This is a genomic window from Ruminococcus callidus ATCC 27760 (genome assembly GCF_000468015.1).
Lineage (GTDB): Bacteria > Bacillota > Clostridia > Oscillospirales > Ruminococcaceae > Ruminococcus_C > Ruminococcus_C callidus.
In genome coordinates this window covers 1-16,769 of sequence record NZ_KI260338.1, presented here as the reverse complement: position 1 = coordinate 16,769, position 16,769 = coordinate 1, and the positions used below count along the sequence as shown (strand labels likewise).

32 protein-coding genes are annotated in these 16,769 nt (G+C 51.2%); all 32 read left to right on the top strand.

Annotated features, from left to right (window positions below):
- Positions 1–752: 752 nt before the first annotated feature.
- The 32 genes from rpsJ (at position 753) to rplQ (ending at position 16,633) form a co-directional block, all read left to right on the top strand.
- Positions 753–1,067, top strand: a complete 315-nt coding sequence (rpsJ, locus tag RUMCAL_RS04030; RefSeq protein ID WP_021681267.1) for a 30S ribosomal protein S10 — start codon at positions 753–755, stop codon at positions 1,065–1,067.
- A 109-nt stretch (positions 1,068–1,176) separates the two neighbouring features.
- Positions 1,177–1,809 carry a 50S ribosomal protein L3 gene (gene rplC / locus RUMCAL_RS04025; RefSeq protein WP_021681266.1) on the top strand — a complete coding sequence of 211 codons (633 nt, stop codon included), beginning with the start codon at positions 1,177–1,179 and terminating at the stop codon, positions 1,807–1,809.
- Positions 1,810–1,826: 17 nt separating this feature from the next.
- Positions 1,827–2,453 carry a 50S ribosomal protein L4 gene (gene rplD / locus RUMCAL_RS04020; RefSeq protein WP_021681265.1) on the top strand — a complete coding sequence of 209 codons (627 nt, stop codon included), beginning with the start codon at positions 1,827–1,829 and terminating at the stop codon, positions 2,451–2,453.
- On the top strand, positions 2,450–2,773 hold the full coding sequence (rplW, locus tag RUMCAL_RS04015; RefSeq protein ID WP_021681264.1) for a 50S ribosomal protein L23: 324 nt from the start codon (positions 2,450–2,452) through the stop codon (positions 2,771–2,773). The genes rplD and rplW overlap by 4 nt, the downstream gene beginning before the upstream one ends.
- Positions 2,774–2,847: 74 nt before the next feature.
- Positions 2,848–3,681 carry a 50S ribosomal protein L2 gene (rplB, locus tag RUMCAL_RS04010; RefSeq protein ID WP_021681263.1) on the top strand — a complete coding sequence of 278 codons (834 nt, stop codon included), beginning with the start codon at positions 2,848–2,850 and terminating at the stop codon, positions 3,679–3,681.
- 20 nt (positions 3,682–3,701) lie between these two features.
- Complete coding sequence (gene rpsS, locus RUMCAL_RS04005) at positions 3,702–3,983, top strand: 30S ribosomal protein S19 (protein ID WP_021681262.1); 282 nt, start codon at positions 3,702–3,704, stop codon at positions 3,981–3,983.
- A gap of 18 nt (positions 3,984–4,001) precedes the next feature.
- Entirely contained in the window at positions 4,002–4,337 is a 336-nt protein-coding gene (gene rplV / locus RUMCAL_RS04000) for a 50S ribosomal protein L22 (protein WP_021681261.1), read from the top strand.
- A 21-nt stretch (positions 4,338–4,358) separates the two neighbouring features.
- Complete coding sequence (rpsC, locus tag RUMCAL_RS03995; RefSeq protein ID WP_021681260.1) at positions 4,359–5,153, top strand: 30S ribosomal protein S3; 795 nt, start codon at positions 4,359–4,361, stop codon at positions 5,151–5,153.
- Positions 5,153–5,575, top strand: a complete 423-nt coding sequence (gene rplP, locus RUMCAL_RS03990; protein ID WP_021681259.1) for a 50S ribosomal protein L16 — start codon at positions 5,153–5,155, stop codon at positions 5,573–5,575. The genes rpsC and rplP overlap by 1 nt, the downstream gene beginning before the upstream one ends.
- Positions 5,575–5,766, top strand: a complete 192-nt coding sequence (rpmC, locus tag RUMCAL_RS03985; protein ID WP_021681258.1) for a 50S ribosomal protein L29 — start codon at positions 5,575–5,577, stop codon at positions 5,764–5,766. The genes rplP and rpmC overlap by 1 nt, the downstream gene beginning before the upstream one ends.
- A gap of 16 nt (positions 5,767–5,782) precedes the next feature.
- Entirely contained in the window at positions 5,783–6,040 is a 258-nt protein-coding gene (rpsQ, locus tag RUMCAL_RS03980; protein ID WP_040646897.1) for a 30S ribosomal protein S17, read from the top strand.
- Positions 6,041–6,116: 76 nt separating this feature from the next.
- Complete coding sequence (gene rplN, locus RUMCAL_RS03975) at positions 6,117–6,485, top strand: 50S ribosomal protein L14 (RefSeq protein ID WP_040646895.1); 369 nt, start codon at positions 6,117–6,119, stop codon at positions 6,483–6,485.
- 15 nt (positions 6,486–6,500) lie between these two features.
- Positions 6,501–6,854 carry a 50S ribosomal protein L24 gene (gene rplX / locus RUMCAL_RS03970; protein ID WP_021681255.1) on the top strand — a complete coding sequence of 118 codons (354 nt, stop codon included), beginning with the start codon at positions 6,501–6,503 and terminating at the stop codon, positions 6,852–6,854.
- Between the two features lie 12 nt (positions 6,855–6,866).
- Entirely contained in the window at positions 6,867–7,406 is a 540-nt protein-coding gene (gene rplE / locus RUMCAL_RS03965; RefSeq protein WP_021681254.1) for a 50S ribosomal protein L5, read from the top strand.
- Between the two features lie 17 nt (positions 7,407–7,423).
- A complete protein-coding gene (locus RUMCAL_RS03960; protein WP_021681253.1) occupies positions 7,424–7,609 on the top strand; it encodes a type Z 30S ribosomal protein S14 in 186 nt (61 codons plus the stop codon).
- A gap of 31 nt (positions 7,610–7,640) precedes the next feature.
- A complete protein-coding gene (rpsH, locus tag RUMCAL_RS03955; protein WP_021681252.1) occupies positions 7,641–8,039 on the top strand; it encodes a 30S ribosomal protein S8 in 399 nt (132 codons plus the stop codon).
- Between the two features lie 15 nt (positions 8,040–8,054).
- Positions 8,055–8,600, top strand: coding sequence for a 50S ribosomal protein L6 (rplF, locus tag RUMCAL_RS03950; protein ID WP_021681251.1), 546 nt, complete (start codon positions 8,055–8,057; stop codon positions 8,598–8,600).
- A gap of 20 nt (positions 8,601–8,620) precedes the next feature.
- Complete coding sequence (gene rplR / locus RUMCAL_RS03945; protein ID WP_021681250.1) at positions 8,621–8,980, top strand: 50S ribosomal protein L18; 360 nt, start codon at positions 8,621–8,623, stop codon at positions 8,978–8,980.
- Between the two features lie 18 nt (positions 8,981–8,998).
- Positions 8,999–9,499, top strand: a complete 501-nt coding sequence (rpsE, locus tag RUMCAL_RS03940; protein ID WP_021681249.1) for a 30S ribosomal protein S5 — start codon at positions 8,999–9,001, stop codon at positions 9,497–9,499.
- 12 nt (positions 9,500–9,511) lie between these two features.
- Positions 9,512–9,688, top strand: coding sequence for a 50S ribosomal protein L30 (gene rpmD, locus RUMCAL_RS03935; RefSeq protein ID WP_021681248.1), 177 nt, complete (start codon positions 9,512–9,514; stop codon positions 9,686–9,688).
- 27 nt (positions 9,689–9,715) lie between these two features.
- Entirely contained in the window at positions 9,716–10,156 is a 441-nt protein-coding gene (gene rplO, locus RUMCAL_RS03930) for a 50S ribosomal protein L15 (RefSeq protein ID WP_021681247.1), read from the top strand.
- A 1-nt stretch (position 10,157) separates the two neighbouring features.
- Complete coding sequence (gene secY, locus RUMCAL_RS03925) at positions 10,158–11,483, top strand: preprotein translocase subunit SecY (RefSeq protein WP_021681246.1); 1,326 nt, start codon at positions 10,158–10,160, stop codon at positions 11,481–11,483.
- 17 nt (positions 11,484–11,500) lie between these two features.
- Positions 11,501–12,136 carry an adenylate kinase gene (locus RUMCAL_RS03920; protein WP_021681245.1) on the top strand — a complete coding sequence of 212 codons (636 nt, stop codon included), beginning with the start codon at positions 11,501–11,503 and terminating at the stop codon, positions 12,134–12,136.
- Positions 12,133–12,885 carry a type I methionyl aminopeptidase gene (gene map / locus RUMCAL_RS03915; protein WP_021681244.1) on the top strand — a complete coding sequence of 251 codons (753 nt, stop codon included), beginning with the start codon at positions 12,133–12,135 and terminating at the stop codon, positions 12,883–12,885. Before RUMCAL_RS03920 ends, map begins: the two co-directional genes overlap by 4 nt.
- A 13-nt stretch (positions 12,886–12,898) precedes the next feature.
- Positions 12,899–13,141: a KOW domain-containing RNA-binding protein gene (locus tag RUMCAL_RS03910; protein WP_021681243.1), complete on the top strand. Its 243-nt coding sequence runs from the start codon at positions 12,899–12,901 to the stop codon at positions 13,139–13,141.
- Between the two features lie 42 nt (positions 13,142–13,183).
- Entirely contained in the window at positions 13,184–13,402 is a 219-nt protein-coding gene (gene infA, locus RUMCAL_RS03905) for a translation initiation factor IF-1 (protein ID WP_021681242.1), read from the top strand.
- 121 nt (positions 13,403–13,523) lie between these two features.
- The gene (rpmJ, locus tag RUMCAL_RS03900) at positions 13,524–13,637 is read left to right on the top strand and encodes a 50S ribosomal protein L36 (protein WP_000868342.1); all 114 of its coding nucleotides are present in this window, start codon (positions 13,524–13,526) and stop codon (positions 13,635–13,637) included.
- A gap of 34 nt (positions 13,638–13,671) precedes the next feature.
- Positions 13,672–14,040 carry a 30S ribosomal protein S13 gene (rpsM, locus tag RUMCAL_RS03895; protein WP_021681241.1) on the top strand — a complete coding sequence of 123 codons (369 nt, stop codon included), beginning with the start codon at positions 13,672–13,674 and terminating at the stop codon, positions 14,038–14,040.
- A gap of 16 nt (positions 14,041–14,056) precedes the next feature.
- On the top strand, positions 14,057–14,458 hold the full coding sequence (gene rpsK / locus RUMCAL_RS03890; protein ID WP_021681240.1) for a 30S ribosomal protein S11: 402 nt from the start codon (positions 14,057–14,059) through the stop codon (positions 14,456–14,458).
- Between the two features lie 27 nt (positions 14,459–14,485).
- On the top strand, positions 14,486–15,082 hold the full coding sequence (gene rpsD, locus RUMCAL_RS03885; protein WP_021681239.1) for a 30S ribosomal protein S4: 597 nt from the start codon (positions 14,486–14,488) through the stop codon (positions 15,080–15,082).
- Between the two features lie 157 nt (positions 15,083–15,239).
- Positions 15,240–16,193 carry a DNA-directed RNA polymerase subunit alpha gene (locus RUMCAL_RS03880; RefSeq protein ID WP_021681238.1) on the top strand — a complete coding sequence of 318 codons (954 nt, stop codon included), beginning with the start codon at positions 15,240–15,242 and terminating at the stop codon, positions 16,191–16,193.
- A gap of 98 nt (positions 16,194–16,291) precedes the next feature.
- Positions 16,292–16,633, top strand: coding sequence for a 50S ribosomal protein L17 (rplQ, locus tag RUMCAL_RS03875; protein WP_021681237.1), 342 nt, complete (start codon positions 16,292–16,294; stop codon positions 16,631–16,633).
- The last annotated feature ends 136 nt before the right edge of the window (positions 16,634–16,769 follow it).

The window sequence follows — 16,769 nt, the reverse complement described above, 5'->3', positions numbered from 1 at the left end:
GAGGGGGACCAGCGAAGCTGGTGGAGGGGTTCTGGTGGATTTTTTGGAGTTGCAGATTTCACAGCAAAATCCCTTAGTCCGCCGTTCACTCGTAGGGGACGATGCCCACATCGTCCCGCCTGTGTCAGAAAAGCCCTGCACTACAAGGGTAATCACGCCCTGTGCACCGTATGATGCACATTGTGACACGTGCGGTGCACAATGTGACGTAGAGTAAGAGATAGAGATAGAGTAAGAGCAAGAGTTAGAGTTGTTTCTGGGAAACAACTGCCGGAGCAGAAAACCGACATACCATTTATAATGCCTGACACGGGCAGCCGCCTGTGATTTTGCCGGCTGTTTCGGCTCGGACAGCCGCTTTTTCTGGATTCACGAAAAGTTTACAAAATAATCGGAAGAAAATGCCCGCAGGGGCTTGCAATTCTTTTGCAGACATGCTATAATATACAAGCGTGATTGCAATAGATATGCGATGAAGCGAAAGGTTGCTGGCGGTATGTCGGGGAATTTTCGTGGAGTATGTCCGATTTCAAACCGGGCGAATCAGGATAACGACACAGTCTGTGTACACACTAGTTCCGCATGGCGACAGCTATGCCGGTTCGTGCTGTACTGCTGTTTATGCCGGCTCGGAAACATCTTTGGTTTTCGAGCTTTTTTATAAACAGATGCTGGGAACACCCGGCGGCGTGGAAAGTTCCTGATGGAGAAGCGATTCTCCAGCCCCCAATAGTACAAAGGAGGCGAAAAGAATGGCAGTCAACGAAAAAATCAGAATCAAGATCAAGGGCTATGAGCATGCAACTGTAGATGCAGCAGCAGCTAAGATCGTAGAGGCAGCAAAGAGAAGTGGTTCTCAGGTTTCGGGTCCGATCCCACTCCCGACCGATAAGGAGATCATCACAATCCTGCGTGCAACTCACAAGTACAAGGACAGCCGTGAGCAGTTCGAGCGTCGTACACACAAGCGTCTGATCGACGTGGTACGTCCGACACAGAAGACCACCGAGGCTCTGCAGAAGCTGGAAATTCCGGCAGGCGTAGACATCGTGATGGAACTCAAGTAAGAATCTCTGATTCTGAAAGCGGTGGAAAACCACCGCACAGCGGCAGGCATGCCGCGGTCATGTTGACGGATCTGACTCGTCAACCAATAACCAACAGGAGGAAATCAAAATGCAGAAAGCAATTATCGGCAAGAAGGTCGGCATGACTCAGATCTTCGATGAAGCCGGAAAAGTGATTCCGGTAACTGTTGTAGAAGCCGGTCCGTGCGTTGTCATTCAGAAGAAGACAACCGAAAACGACGGCTATGAAGCAGTTCAGCTGGGCTTCGGCGATGTAACGACCAAGCACGTTACCAAGCCGATGCAGGGTCACTTCGCAAAGGCAGACGTTGCTGCCAAGAAGACGCTGAAGGAATTTCGTCTGGCAGACTGTGCAGCCCTGAACGTAGGCGATGTCGTAAAGGCAGACACCTTCGCAGTAGGCGACAGTGTTGATGTCAGCGGTACCAGCAAGGGTAAAGGTTTTGCAGGTGCGATCAAGCGTCACAATCAGCACAGACTGAAGGAAACTCACGGTACTGGCCCGGTTCACCGTCAGGCTGGTTCCATGGGTGCATGCTCCTCTCCGTCCCGTATCTACAAGGGCAAGGGCATGGCAGGTCACATGGGTGCTGAAAAGGTTACCGTACAGAATCTGGAAATCGTAAAGGTTGACAGTGAAAATAACCTGATTGCCATCAAGGGTGCGATCCCGGGCATCAAGGGCGGAATTGTTGTCATCACTGACAGCGTGAAAGCGTAAGGAAGGAGGAAACATCAATGGCAAAGATTGCAGTATTGGATATGGCTGGCAAGCAGGTATCTGAGAGAGAACTTTCGGATGCAGTTTTCGCAGTGACTCCTAACGAGGCAGTGATGCATGCAATGGTCGTAAATTATCTGGCAAATCAGCGTCAGGGTACACAGTCCACTCTGACTCGTACTGAGGTTGCCGGCGGCGGCAGAAAGCCGTGGAGACAGAAGGGTACAGGTCACGCAAGACAGGGTTCCATCCGTGCTCCGCAGTGGACACACGGCGGCGTTGCACTGGGCCCGAAGCCCCGTGACTATCGTTACGCTCTGAACAAGAAGGCAAGAAGACTTGCTATGAAGTCTGCACTTTCCACAAAGGTTCTGGATCAGAACATGATCGTTCTGGACAGCCTGAAGGTGGAAGAATTCAAGACCAAGACCATCGTTGCAATGCTCAAGGCACTGAACGTAGAGGGCAAGGCTCTGCTGGTTACCGCTGAGGCTGACCAGAAGGTCGTTAAGAGTGCAGCAAATATCGCAGGCGTGAAGACAGCAGCTGTCAACACCCTGAATGTATATGACATCCTCAACTATGACAAGTTCATCGTTGCAGAGGATGCTGTCGCAAAAATCGAGGAGGTGTATGCAAAGTGAAAGCAGCACAGGATATTATTCTGACTCCGGTCATCACCGAACGCAGCGTCGACGACATGGCTGAGAGCAAGTACACTTTCAAGGTTGCAAAGGACGCCAACAAGGTTGAGATTGCAAAGGCAGCAGAAGAACTGTTTCAGGTACAGGTTCTGAAGGTAAACACCGTAAACTGCACCGGTCACACCAAGCGTATGGGCAGAAGCGTCGGCAAGCGTCCGGACTTCAAGAAGGCTGTCATCACCATCAATCCGGAGCCGACTCCGGACAAGGACGGCAAGAAGCGTAAGGGTACCATCGAATTCTTCGACGGTATGTTCTAAGTTACGGCAACGATCGTAACAAGTATGGGAGTAATGCTCCCGCAAATCTGGCATTTTATGAGGAGTGAAAAAGAATGGCCATTAAGACCTATAAACCGACGACCCCCTCTCGCAGAAATATGACTGTGACCGATTATTCGGGTCTGTCGAAGGTAAAGCCGGAGAAGAGCCTGCTCGAGCCGCTGAAGAAGAACTCGGGCCGCAACAGCTACGGCAGAATCACCGTTCGCCACAGAGGCGGCGGAAACCGCAGAAAATATCGTGTCATCGATTTCAAACGCAGCAAGGACGGCATGAATGCAACTGTTCTGACTCTGGAATACGATCCGAACAGAAGTGCTTTCATCGCTCTGGTTCAGTATGAAGACGGCGAAAAGCGTTACATTCTGGCAGCTGACGGTCTGAAGGTAGGCGACACTGTTCGTTCCGGTTCTGATGCAGACATCAAGCCGGGCAACGCACTGAAGCTGGTTGACATTCCGGTAGGTACTTTCATTCATGCGATTGAACTGTATCCGGGCAAGGGTGCTCAGCTGGTCCGCAGTGCAGGCAACATGGCACAGCTGATGGGCAAGGAAGGTGCGTTCGCACTGGTTCGTCTGCCCTCCGGCGAAATGAGAAAAGTGCCGATCGAGTGCCGTGCTTCTATCGGTCAGGTTTCTAACGTTGACCACGAAAACGTACACTATGGTAAGGCTGGCCGCATGAGAAACAAGGGCTGGAGACCGACTGTCAGAGGTTCTGTTATGAACCCGAACGATCACCCGCACGGTGGTGGTGAAGGTAAATCTCCGATCGGTCGTCCGGGACCTGTTACTCCGTGGGGTAAGCCGGCTCTGGGTTATAAGACCCGTGCAAAGCACAAGGCATCCGATAAGTATATTGTAAAACGCCGCAACGGTAGATAAGGGAAAGGAGGAACACACTCATGAGCAGAAGTATCAAAAAGGGACCTTACGTCCAGGAAGTCCTCCTCAAGCGTGTACAGGCAATGAACGAAGCCGGCGAGAAGAAAGTGCTCAAGACATGGAGCCGTTCTTCTACCATTTTCCCGGATTTCGTAGGCCACACCATCGCTGTGCATGACGGCCGCAAGCACGTGCCGGTATATGTCACAGAAGACATGGTAGGACACAAACTGGGTGAATTCGCACCGACAAGAACCTTTAAGGGTCACGCTGGTTCCAAGACATCCAATAACGGAAAGTAAGCGGAAGGAGGAGATCACATGGAAGCAAGAGCATATCTGAGAAATGCCCGCATTTCACCTCGCAAGGTACAGATCGTTCTGGATCTGATTCGTAACAAGCCTGTGGATATCGCACTGGCAACTCTGGACCTCACTCCGAAGGCTGCCAGCCCGCTGCTGGAAAAGCTTTTGAAGTCCGCAATTGCAAATGCAGAAAATAATCACAGCATGAATAAGGATAATCTTTATGTTGCAGAGTGCTTCGTTACCGCAGGTCCGATCATGAAGCGGATCATGCCGAGAGCACAGGGCAGAGCCTATCGCATTTTGAAGAGAACTTCACATATTACGATTGTTCTGAAAGAAGAAGAGTAAAATCCAGTAGGAGGTTGAGTTATGGGCCAGAAGGTTAATCCGCACGGTCTCCGTGTCGGCGTCATTAAAGATTGGGATTCCCGCTGGTTTGCGAATAAGTCTGACTTCGGCGATACGCTGGTAGAAGATTACAACGTTCGTAAGTTCATCAAGAAGAACCTGTATGCAGCAGGTGTTCCGAAGATCGAGATCGAGCGTTTCGCAGATAAGGTTAGAATCCACATTCACTGTGCAAAGCCGGGCGTTGTTATCGGCCGTGGCGGTGCAGAGATCGAAAAGCTGCGTGCACAGCTGGAAAAAATGCTGAACAAGCAGGTTTATGTCAACATCGTAGAAGTAAAGCAGCCGGATATGGATGCACAGCTGGTAGCTGAAAAGATCGCACTGGATCTGGAGAATCGTATCTCCTTCCGCCGTGCTATGAAGCAGTCTATCGGCAGAACCATGCGTCTGGGTGCAAAGGGTATCAAGACAAAGGTTTCCGGCAGACTGGGCGGTGCAGAAATCGCTCGTTCCGAAAGCTATCACGAAGGTACCATTCCGCTGCAGACCATTCGTGCTGACATCGACTATGGTTTCGCAGAAGCCCACACCACTTACGGCCGTATCGGCGTAAAGGTTTGGATCTATAAGGGCGAAGTTCTCAAGGGTGACGCTGCTAAGGCTGCCGCTCAGAGAGAAAAGGTAGAGAGAAAGTCCCGGGACAACAACCGCGGAGGCAGAGATGACCGCCGCCGTCGTGACAACCGGAACGGTGACCGCAGAAATGGCGGCAATTTCCGCCGCGATGCTAGAAGAGAAGGAGGTAACCAGTAATGCTGCTTCCTAAGAGAGTAAAATACCGTCGCGTACACAGAGGACGTATGACGGGTAAGGCAACCAGAGGTAATTTCGTAAGCAATGGTGAGTTCGGTATCCAGGCACTGGAACCGGCATGGATCACCTCAAACCAGATCGAAGCAGCCCGTATCGCTATGACTCGTTATATCAAGCGTGGCGGTCAGGTTTGGATCAAGATCTTCCCGGATAAGCCCGTGACTAAGAAGCCGCTGGGTACTCGAATGGGTTCCGGTAAGGGTGCTCCGGAGTACTGGGTAGCTGTTGTTAAGCCGGGCAGAGTTCTGTTCGAAATTGCTGGCGTACCGGAAGAAACCGCACGCGAAGCAATGCGTCTGGCAATGCACAAGCTGCCGATCAAGTGTAAGTTTGTAAAGGCTGAAAAAGGAGGCGAGCAGTAATGAAAGCAACCGAGATCAAAAATATGCCGGTAGATGAGCTGAACGCAAAGCTGGACAGCCTGAAGGAAGAGCTCTTTGCACTTCGTTTCCAGCTCGCAGCAAATCAGCTTGAAAATACAGCTCGCATTAAGGCTGTTAAAAAGGACATTGCTCGTGTAAAGACAGCACTGCGTCTGTCTGCACAGCAGTAAGTAGGAGGGTTTTACTGTGGCTGAGAGAAATTTGAGAAAAACCAGAGTCGGCATGGTTGTCAGCGATAAGATGGATAAGACCGTCGTTGTTGCAATCATCGACAATGTAAAACACCCGCTGTATAAGAAGATTGTCAAGAGAACCGTTCGCCTGAAGGCACACGACGAAAAGAACGAGTGCAGAGTCGGCGACCGCGTTGAAGTGATGGAGACCCGCCCGCTGTCCAAGGACAAGAGATGGCGTGTGATCGAGATCATCGAAAAGGCAAAGTAAGTCGAAAACATCTATAGAGTACAAACAGAACGGTTTCCGATAAGGTCGGAAGCGATTCTGAAAGGAGGAACTCGCTGTGATTCAGATGCAGTCTTATATGAAGGTTGCGGATAACACCGGTGCGAAAGAACTGATGTGCATCAGAGTTCTCGGCGGCACTCGCAGAAGATATGCCAATATCGGCGATGTCGTAGTCGCATCTGTTAAGAAAGCAACACCCGGCGGCGTGGTAAAGAAGGGCGATGTGGTCAAGGCCGTAATCGTTCGTTCTAAGAAGGGCCTTCGCAGAGAAGACGGAACCTATATCCGCTTCGATGAGAACGCTGCTGTAATTATTCGTGATGACAAAAACCCGAAGGGCACTCGTATCTTTGGGCCGGTAGCAAGAGAGCTCCGTGATAAGGATTATATGAAGATCCTGAGCCTCGCTCCGGAAGTACTGTAAGGCGGAGGTGTCAAGATGAGTAAGGTACACGTAAAAACAGGCGACACCGTTATCCTGCTGACTGGTAAGGACGAATATCTGTACAACGATAAGGACAACAAGTCCAAGGGCAGAAAGACCGGTAAGGTCGTAGCTGTCAGCCCGAAGGAAGGCAAAGTTATCGTTGAAGGCTTCAACGTCGTAACCAAGCACGTAAAGCCGACCCGCATGGGTCAGGTCGGCGGCATTGTGGAAACCGAAGGTGCACTGTACGCATCTAAGGTACAGCTGGTTTGCCCGAAGTGCGGTCAGCCGACCAGAGTTGGTCATGTGATCGAAGACGGCAAGAAGCTGCGTGTCTGCAAGAAGTGCGGCAAATCTTTTGAGTAAAGGAGAAACGATATGTCTACATTGAAAGATTACTACAATAGCACCGTTGCTCCTGCAATGATGAAGAAATTCAACTATGAAAATGTCATGCAGATCCCGAAGCTCGACAAGGTTGTTGTAAACGTAGCAGCCGGCGAAGCAAAGGAAAATGCAAAGGTGATCGATGCGATCATGACAGATCTGGCAGCAATCACCGGTCAGAAGCCGGTCGTTTGCCGTGCAAAGAAGTCTGTCGCAAACTTCAAACTGCGTGAGGGCATGCCGATCGGCGTAAAAGTAACCCTGCGTGGCGAAAAGATGTATGAGTTCGTATACAAGCTGTTTAATGTCAGCTTCCCCCGCGTACGTGACTTCCGCGGCATCAACGGCAACTCCTTCGACGGTAAGGGCAACTACTCTACCGGTATCAAGGAACAGCTGATCTTCCCGGAAATCGAGTACGATAAGATCGATAAGGTAAGAGGTATGGATATCAACTTCATCACAACGGCACAGACCGATGAGGAAGCAAAAGAACTGCTCTCTCTGCTCGGTGCACCGTTCGCGAAGTAATCAGGGAGGAAACAGTCATGGCAAAAAAAGCAATGAAATTAAAGCAGCAGAGAACTCCCAAGTTTTCCACTCGTGCTTACACCCGTTGTAAGATTTGCGGAAGACCCCATTCTTATCTGAGAAAGTACGGCATCTGCCGTGTTTGCTTCCGCGAGCTGGCTCATGAGGGCAAGATCCCGGGCGTAAAGAAGGCAAGCTGGTAAAAAGGAGTTCTACGAAAAGGAGGTCATTGGCATGCAGATTACAGATACAATAGCAGACATTCTGACAAGAATTCGTAATGCGAGTTCCGCACGGCACGCCACAGTTGACGTTCCCGCTTCCAATGTCAAGAAGGCAATTACCCAGATCCTGTTGGACGAAGGCTATATCAAGGGCTTTCAGGTAATTGAGGACGGCAAGCAGGGCGTGATCCGCATCACACTGAAGTATACAGACAATCGTTCTCCGGTCATCACCGGTCTGCGTCGGGTTTCTAAGCCGGGTCTGCGTATCTATTCCAGTTGTGAAGATATGCCGAAGGTACGCAAGGGATTGGGTATTGCAATCGTTTCTACCTCTAAGGGCATTATGACAGACAAGAAGGCTCGTGAGCTGAACGTCGGCGGCGAAGTTTTAGCATTCGTTTGGTAAGGAGGACACAGGATTATGTCAAGAATAGGAAAAAAACCGATCAGTGTTCCTTCCGGCGTTGAAGTAAAGTGCAACGAAAATCTGGTTACCGTAAAGGGTGCAAAGGGCACACTGTCCAGACAGTTCTCCAAGGAACTGGGCATCGCAGTAGAAAACGGCGAAGTGATCGTAACTCGTCCGACTGATGACAAGGAACACCGTTCCCTGCACGGTCTGGCCAGAACACTGATTGCAAATATGATCGAAGGCGTAACCAACGGTTACTCCAAGACCCTCATCATCGAGGGTGTCGGCTATCGTGCCGCAAAGAAGGGCAAGGACGTTGTCATGAATCTGGGTTATTCTCACCAGGTCATCGTATCTGAGAATGACGACATCAAGCTGGACGTTCCGCAGCCGAATACCATTGTCGTAAGTGGTATCGACAAGCAGAAGGTTGGCCAGTTTGCCGCAGAAGTACGTGAAAAGCGTCCGCCGGAGCCTTATAAGGGCAAGGGTATCCACTATGTCGACGAGCGTATCATCCGCAAGGAAGGTAAAGCCGGCAAGGGCAAGAAGTAAGCAGAAAGGAGTAAACCGCTATGATTAAAAAGATGGATAGCAAGAAAGCCAGAGCAAAAAGACACGCAAGAGTTCGGTCGAAGATCTCCGGTACTCCTGAGCGTCCCCGTCTGAGCGTTTACCGTTCTACAAAGCACATCTATGCACAGCTGATCGATGATGTCAATGGTGTAACACTGGCTTCCGCATCCAGCATGGATAAGGCATTTGAAGGCGAAGGCGGCAATGTCGATGGTGCTCGCAAGGTTGGCGAAATGATCGCAAAGCGTGCAGCAGAAAAGAACATCACGGATGTTGTATTCGACAGAGGCGGCTATCTGTACCACGGCAGAGTCAAGGAACTCGCTGAGGGTGCAAGAGAAAACGGACTGAAGTTCTAAAACAGGGGAGGTATTACTTTGGCTAAAATTGATCCGCAGGGACTGGAACTGGCTGAAAAGGTCGTTTCCATTAACCGAGTATCCAAGACCGTAAAGGGCGGCCGTATCATGAAGTTTGCTGCACTGGTTGTAGTAGGCGACGGAAACGGTATCGTGGGCTTCGGTCTCGGCAAGTCCGGCGAAGTACCGGACGCAATCCGCAAGGGCATCGAAGATGCCAAGAAGAATCTCATTCAGATCCCGCTGAAGGGTACCAGCATTCCGCACGAAATCGTCGGAAAGTTCGGTGCAGGCGAAGTTCTGATGAAGCCGGCTGCTCCCGGTACCGGTGTGATCGCCGGCGGTCCGGTTCGTGCAGTCATCGAAGTTGCAGGTATCAAGGACATTCGTACAAAGTCCCTGCGTTCCAACAACCCGTGCAACGTGGTACGTGCAACCATCAACGGTCTGGCTTCTTGCACAACAGCAGCAGAAGTTGCTGAAAAGAGAGGCAAGTCTGTGAAAGAAATCTACAAATAAGGAGGGTGCGAAATGGCAAAGAATATCAAGCTCGTAAAAAGCCTGATCGGTCGCAAGAAGGATCAGATTGCTACAGCAAATTCGCTGGGTCTGAAGAAGGTCGGCGATGTCAGCGTACAGCCTGAAAATGAGGCAACCCTCGGCAAGATTCAGAAAATTTCTCACCTCGTAGAGGTAACAGAAGCATAAGTTAATATCTAAGGAGGTGCACATAGCATGAAGCTTCACGAATTGTCCCCGGCTCCGGGCTCCACAAAAGAAGTAAAGCGTATCGGCCGTGGTCATGGTTCCGGTAACGGTAAGACCGCAGGTAAGGGCCATAAGGGTCAGAACGCCCGCAGCGGCGGCGGCGTACGCATCGGTTTTGAAGGCGGTCAGATGCCGCTGACCAGACGTATCCCGAAAAGAGGTTTCAACAACATCTTTGCAAAGGAATACGCGATCGTAAACGTTTCCGATCTGAACAAGTTCACAGAGGGTACTGTCGTTGATGCAGAGCTGCTGAAGGCAGCTGGTCTGATCAAGAAGACCTGCGACGGCGTTAAGGTACTCGGTGACGGTGAGCTGACAACCAAGCTGACTGTAAAGGCTGCAAAGTTCACAAAGAGTGCAGTCGAAAAAATCGAAAAGGCTGGCGGAAAAGCAGAGGTGATGTAACGTGTTCAAGACGTTGAGAGATGCTTGGAGTATTGCGGAGATCCGCAAAAAGCTCCTGTACACATTACTGATGCTCCTGATCTTCCGTCTTGGCAGTGCCGTAGTTGTTCCGTTTCTGGATACCTCTACGGTAAGCACCTGGATGGCTTCTAACGCGACCGGCGGTAACTTCCTCGAATATCTGGATATTATCACTGGTGGTGCGTTGTCGCAGGCAACCGTATTTTCTCTGTCTATCACACCATACATCAACGCTTCCATCATCATGCAGCTGCTGACATATGCACTGCCTCCGCTGGAGCGTATGCGTGATGAGGGTGAAGAAGGACAGAAAAAGCTCAACAAAATCACCGCTGCCGTTTCTTTGGCACTGTCCGTATTTATGTCCTTTGCATATTATCTGACTCTGAAGAATCAGATGAATGCAGTTGTGGACGGCGGTTCCAAGGCAGCCAACGTCTTTATCGCATTTGTCATCATCCTTTCCTTTATCGCAGGTACCTCCATCGTCGTATGGATGGGCAACCAGATCAACGATAAGGGTATCGGAAACGGTATCTCCATGCTCCTGTTCGCCGGCATTCTCGCAAGATTTCCGGTTATGGCAGGTACACTGGGAGAACTCACCAAGAACGAACCCCAGCGTTACTTCTTCGAATCTCTGGGCATTCTGATCCTGTTCATCGCAATGATCGCTTTCATTGTCTTCATGAACGCTTCCGAACGCCGGATCCCGATCCAGTACGCAAAACGTGTTGTCGGCAGAAAGCAGTACGGCGGCCAGTCTACACACATTCCGGTCAAGGTCTGCATGAGCGGCGTTATGCCGATCATCTTCGCCATGTCCTTTATGTCCCTGCCCAGCACGATCAGCCTGTTCAAGCCGGTATATGATGATCCCACCGGCTTCTGGCAGAAGTTCTATAACGGATTTATCAACTTCTTTAATACAAGAACTTGGACCTACGCTCTGATCTACTTCATTCTGATCATTGCATTCAACTACTTCTATGTGTCCATGCAGTATAATCCGATCGAAATCGCCAACAACCTCCGTCAGAGCAACGGCGGCATTCCGGGCATTCGTCCGGGTAAGCCGACTTCCGACTATATCCAGCGTGTTCTCTCCAAGATCACTCTGGTGGGTGCATTCTTCCTCGGTATCATCGCGATCTTCCCGATCGCACTGAACTGGATGGACCCGAACCTCAGTTCTCTGGCAATGGGTGGTACCACCATCCTGATCGTTGTCAGCGTAGCACTTGAAACCGTCCGCACGCTGGAGTCTGAAATGATGATGCGTCATCATAAGGGCTTCCTCGAATAAGCAAGGAGGCATATTCCATGAATCTGATTCTCTTAGGTGCACCGGGTGCCGGCAAGGGTACTCAGGCCGAAGTGATCTCACAGGCACTGTCGATTCCGCAGATTTCCACCGGCAATATGCTGCGTGAGGCAGTCCGCACCGGCACCGAATATGGTGTCAAGGCAAAGGCTGCGATGGACAGCGGTGCTCTGGTTTCCGACGATATTGTCATCGGGATCCTGAAGGAACGCATTGCACAGGACGACTGCAAGAATGGCTTCATTCTGGACGGTTTTCCCCGCAGCGTGCCGCAGGCCGAGGCACTGGACGAAATGGGCGTGAAGATCGACAAGGTTCTGGAGATCTTCGTTCCCGACGAAACCATTAAGCAGCGTGTTTCCGGCAGACGTGTCTGCGAGGGATGCGGTGCAACATATCACATTCAGTTCAAGCCGTCAAAGGTTGAGGGTGTCTGCGACAAGTGCGGTGCCAAGACCATCATCCGCAAGGATGACCAGCCCGAAACCGTGCTGGATCGTCTGGCAGTGTACCACAAGACCACTGAACCGCTGAAGGCGTATTACGAAAAGCAGGGCAAGCTGGAAACCGTGATCGGACAGGAAGAAGTTGCGGATACCACGGCTCTGGTATTGAAGGCTGTGGGCGTAAAATGAGTGTGACCATTAAATCCAAATCTGATATACAGAAATTGCGGGAAGCAGGCAGAATCGCTGCAAATGCTCTGGTACATGCCGGCAAGGTAATGCACCCCGGCATGACAACAAAGCAGCTGGACAAATCCATTCACGATTTCATCGTGGGCTGCGGTGCGGTTCCTACCTTTTTGGGATACGGCGGTTTTCCGGCAAGTGCCTGCATTTCGATCAACGACGAGATCATTCACGGTATCCCCAGTCACAAACGCGTGATCCGCGAGGGCGACATCGTCAGCGTGGACGTGGGTGCAACTTTTAACGGATTCGTCGGCGACACGGCATACACATTCGCCGTGGGCGACATTTCGGAAGAAGCGGCAGACCTGCTGCGTGTGACAGAAGCCAGCCTTTACGCTGCGATCGATGCGGCAAAGGTCGGGGCACGCCTCGGCGATGTGTCCCATACCGTGGAAGAATATTGCGGTTCCCGTGGGTACGGTATTGTACGGGAATACTGCGGACACGGAATCGGCCGTGAGATGCACGAGGATCCGGAGGTGCCGAATTACGGTAAGCCCGGCCACGGCATGCGGCTGATGCCCGGCATGACGTTCTGCATTGAACCGATGATCAACGGAAAAGGCGATGCCGTCCGTGTGCTCGGTGACGGCTGGACCGTCGTGACCCGCAGCGGCTCTCTTGCGGCACATTTCGAACATGAAATCGCAGTGACGCAGGACGGACCGGTGATTCTCACCCGACCGTAACGGAGGTTTCCGAATGGAACTGACAAAGGGTCTGGTGGTCCGTGCACTCGCCGGACGGGATATGGGGAATTTTTTCGTGGTGCTGTCGGTGGACGGCGGATATGCCCTCATCGCAGACGGCAAACGGCGGAAGCTCGCTTCTCCGAAACGAAAAAATCTCCGTCATCTCCAGCGGACGGATCAGTTCGTGGAACTGGACGGTGTCACGGATAAAAAGCTCAGAAATGTGTTGAAACAATATCAGGCGTGCGACTAACGCGTCCACGCCCCGAAGATACCCATTGGGGAGGTTATCAATTTGTCAAAGCAGGATGTCATTGAGGTAGAAGGCGTCGTTCTCGAATCATTGCCCAATGCAATGTTTAAGGTGGAGCTGCAAAACAAGCACACCATTCTGGCACACGTTTCCGGTAAGCTGCGGATGAACTACATTCGTATCGTGCCGGGCGATAAGGTGACTGTCGAGATGTCGCCCTATGATCTGACCAAGGGCAGAATCACTTGGAGAGCCAAGTAATTGTGCAGATAACGCACAGGGAAACCGTGTTCCGGTAACCGGAATGCTGTTTTCTATCGTAAAGTATGCAGACGGCATATCGGCCGGCTGCACAGTTGTTCCGAGAAGGAGGACAGTTGCAATGAAAGTAAGACCTTCCGTAAAGCCGATTTGCGAAAAATGCAAGGTGATTAAGCGTAAAGGCAAAGTAATGGTAATCTGCGAAAATCCGAAGCATAAGCAGCGTCAGGGCTAAGCTCGGGATTTTTTAACATGGAGGTGCAGGAAGAATGGCAAGAATAGCAGGTGTAGACCTTCCGAAGAATAAGCGGATCGAGATCGGTCTGACTTATATCTACGGAATCGGCCGCAGCACAGCAGATGAGATTCTGGCAGGTACCGGTGTCAATCCGGATGTCCGCGTCAAGGATCTGTCCGAAGAAGACGTTGCAAAGCTGCGTGACTATATCGACAAGCACATCACAGTAGAAGGCGACCTTCGCCGTGAAGTTGCTCTGAATATCAAAAGACTCGTTGAAATCGGTTGCTACCGTGGCGTGCGTCACCGCAAGGGCCTGCCGGTAAGAGGGCAGCGTACCAAGACAAACGCAAGAACCCGCAAGGGTCCGGTAAAGACCATCGCAAACAAGAAGAAGTAAGGGAGGGTGTTTCGTTTTGGCACAGCAGAAAGGCAAAAAGGTTGTTGTTCGCCGCCGCAGAGAGCGTAAGAACATTGAAAACGGTGCTGTACACATTCAGTCCACATTCAACAACACCATCGTAACCATCACCGACACACAGGGCAACGCCATTTCTTGGGCAAGCTCTGGCGGACTGGGCTTCCGTGGCTCCAGAAAGTCTACTCCGTTCGCTGCACAGACAGCTGCTGAAACCGCAGCAAAGGCAGCAATGGAACACGGTCTGAAGTCTGTAGAAGTATACGTAAAGGGTCCGGGATCCGGCCGTGAAGCTGCGATCCGTGCACTGCAGACCGTTGGTCTGGAAGTGAAGATGATCAAGGACGTTACTCCGATTCCCCACAACGGATGCCGTCCGCCGAAAAGACGTCGTGTCTAATCACACTTACAGGAGGTGTAATATATCATGGCAGTAAGCAGAGAACCGATTCTCAAGAGATGCCGCTATCTGGGTATCAGCCCGATGGTTATGGGTATCTCCAAGCAGTCTAACCGTAATCCGGGTGCCGGAAACCGCAGAAAGGTTTCTGAATACGGAATGCAGCTGAAGGAAAAGCAGAAGCTGAAGTTCATCTACGGTGTAGGCGAAAAGCAGTTCTTCCACCTGTTCGAAATCGCAAGCAAGATGGAAGGCAAGGCTGGTGACAACCTGATCGCTTGTCTGGAATCCCGTCTGGACAGCGTTGTATTCCGCATGGGTCTCGCTTTGACCCGCAGAGAAGCAAGACAGCTGGTAACACACGGTCACTTTACCGTAAACGGCCAGCATGTGAATATTCCGTCTTATCGTGTCAAGGAAGGCGACGTAGTCGCTCTGGCAGAAGGCAGCCGTGACAGTGCAAAGTTCAAGGACGTTGCAGAACAGACCGCAGACCGTACCGTACCGGTATGGCTGGAACCGGATAAGGAAAACTTTTCCGCAAAGGTCGTTCGTATGGCAAAGCCGGAAGATCTGGACTATGAGGTTGCAGCACACCTGATCGTCGAGTTGTACTCCAAGTAATCATTTGCAATTTACGGAACATAGAGAAGGATCACTCCCGGGGCGTATGCCTCAGGAGTGGTCTGATGCAAGGTCCTGCCGTACCAAGGAGCATCTGCGGCCGTGGTATGTCAGGAACAACCACAGACAAAGCTACCAAGCATAGGAGGGTGTTTTTATGCTGGAGAAGATTGAAAAGCCGGAACTCGACACAGTGGATCTGCGAAGCGACGGAAAATACGGTAAGTTTGTATTGGCACCGCTGGAACGTGGCTATGGTATCACCCTTGGCAACAGTCTGCGGCGTGTGCTGCTCTCCTCATTGCCCGGTGTGGCTGTGAATTCCGTGAAGATCGATGGCGTACACCATGAATTGAGTACGATTCCCGGTGTAAAAGAGGATGTGACGGAAATCATTCTCAGCCTGAAGGGACTCACCGCAAAGCTCTACGGCGACGGACCGAAAACGGTCTATATCGAAGCAGAGGGCGAGTGCGAAGTTACCGCCGGCGACATCAAAACCGACTCTGAAGTGAATATCCTCGACCCGGGTATGCATATCGCAACTCTGGGTAAGGGTGCAAAGCTGTATATGGAAATCGTCATTGATAAGGGCAGAGGCTACGTTTCTGCAGAGCGTAACAAGCAGATGATGAATACGCCTATCGACGTGATCGCAGTAGACAGCATCTATACCCCTGTTCTGAAAGTCAACTATCAGGTAGAAGACACCCGTCTGGGTCAGGTCACAGACTATGACAAGCTCACTATGGAAGTGTGGACAGACGGCACCATCTCTGCCAAGGAAGCGATCTCTCAGGCAGCCAATCTCCTCAATGAGCACCTCCGGCTGTTCATCGATCTCTCTGATGAAGCCAGCATTGCAGAAGTGCTCGTAGAAAAGGACGATAAGGGTAAGGAAAAGATCCTGGAAATGACTATTGAAGAACTGGATCTTTCCGTGCGGTCATTCAACTGCTTAAAGCGTGCCGGAATCAATACCGTGGACGATTTGATCAACAAGTCGGAGGAAGAAATGCTGAAGGTCCGTAACCTCGGTAAGAAGTCCTTCGATGAGGTGCGGGAAAAGCTCCAGTCCCTGGGCTTTGATCTCGCTAGTGAGGAAGACTAAGCGTCTGGTTTCGATCAGACGTTCAACAAGACCGAGCCTTGCAGAATCCTGTCCCCGCCGCGGGACGGCTCTGCAGCTAGAAAAAGGAGTGAATAACAATGCCGGGTACCAGAAAACTGGGCAGACCGACCGATCACAGAAAGGCGATGCTGCGTGGAATGGTAACATTCCTGCTGGAAAATGGTCAGATCGAAACAACTGTCACTCGTGCCAAGGAAGTACGTGCAGTTGCTGAAAAGATGATCACTATCGCAAAGTCGGATGATCTGCATTCAAAGCGTCAGGTTATGGCTTATGTAACCAAGGAGAGCGTTGCAAAGAAGCTCTTTGACGAAATCGCACCGAAGTATGCTGACCGCAAGGGCGGCTACACCCAGATCGTGAAGATTGGACCTCGCCGCGGCGACGCAGCAGAGATGGCAATCATCAAGCTGGTATAAGTTGTGTAATAGCCGGCACCGCCGTGTGCCGTAACAGACAGGCGAAGCATCGTACAGGTGCTTCGCCTGTTTTGTTGTGCGGGGCTGTCCAGATGCAGTATATTTAGGGCAATACCGCACAAAGAGCGTCTGGCGA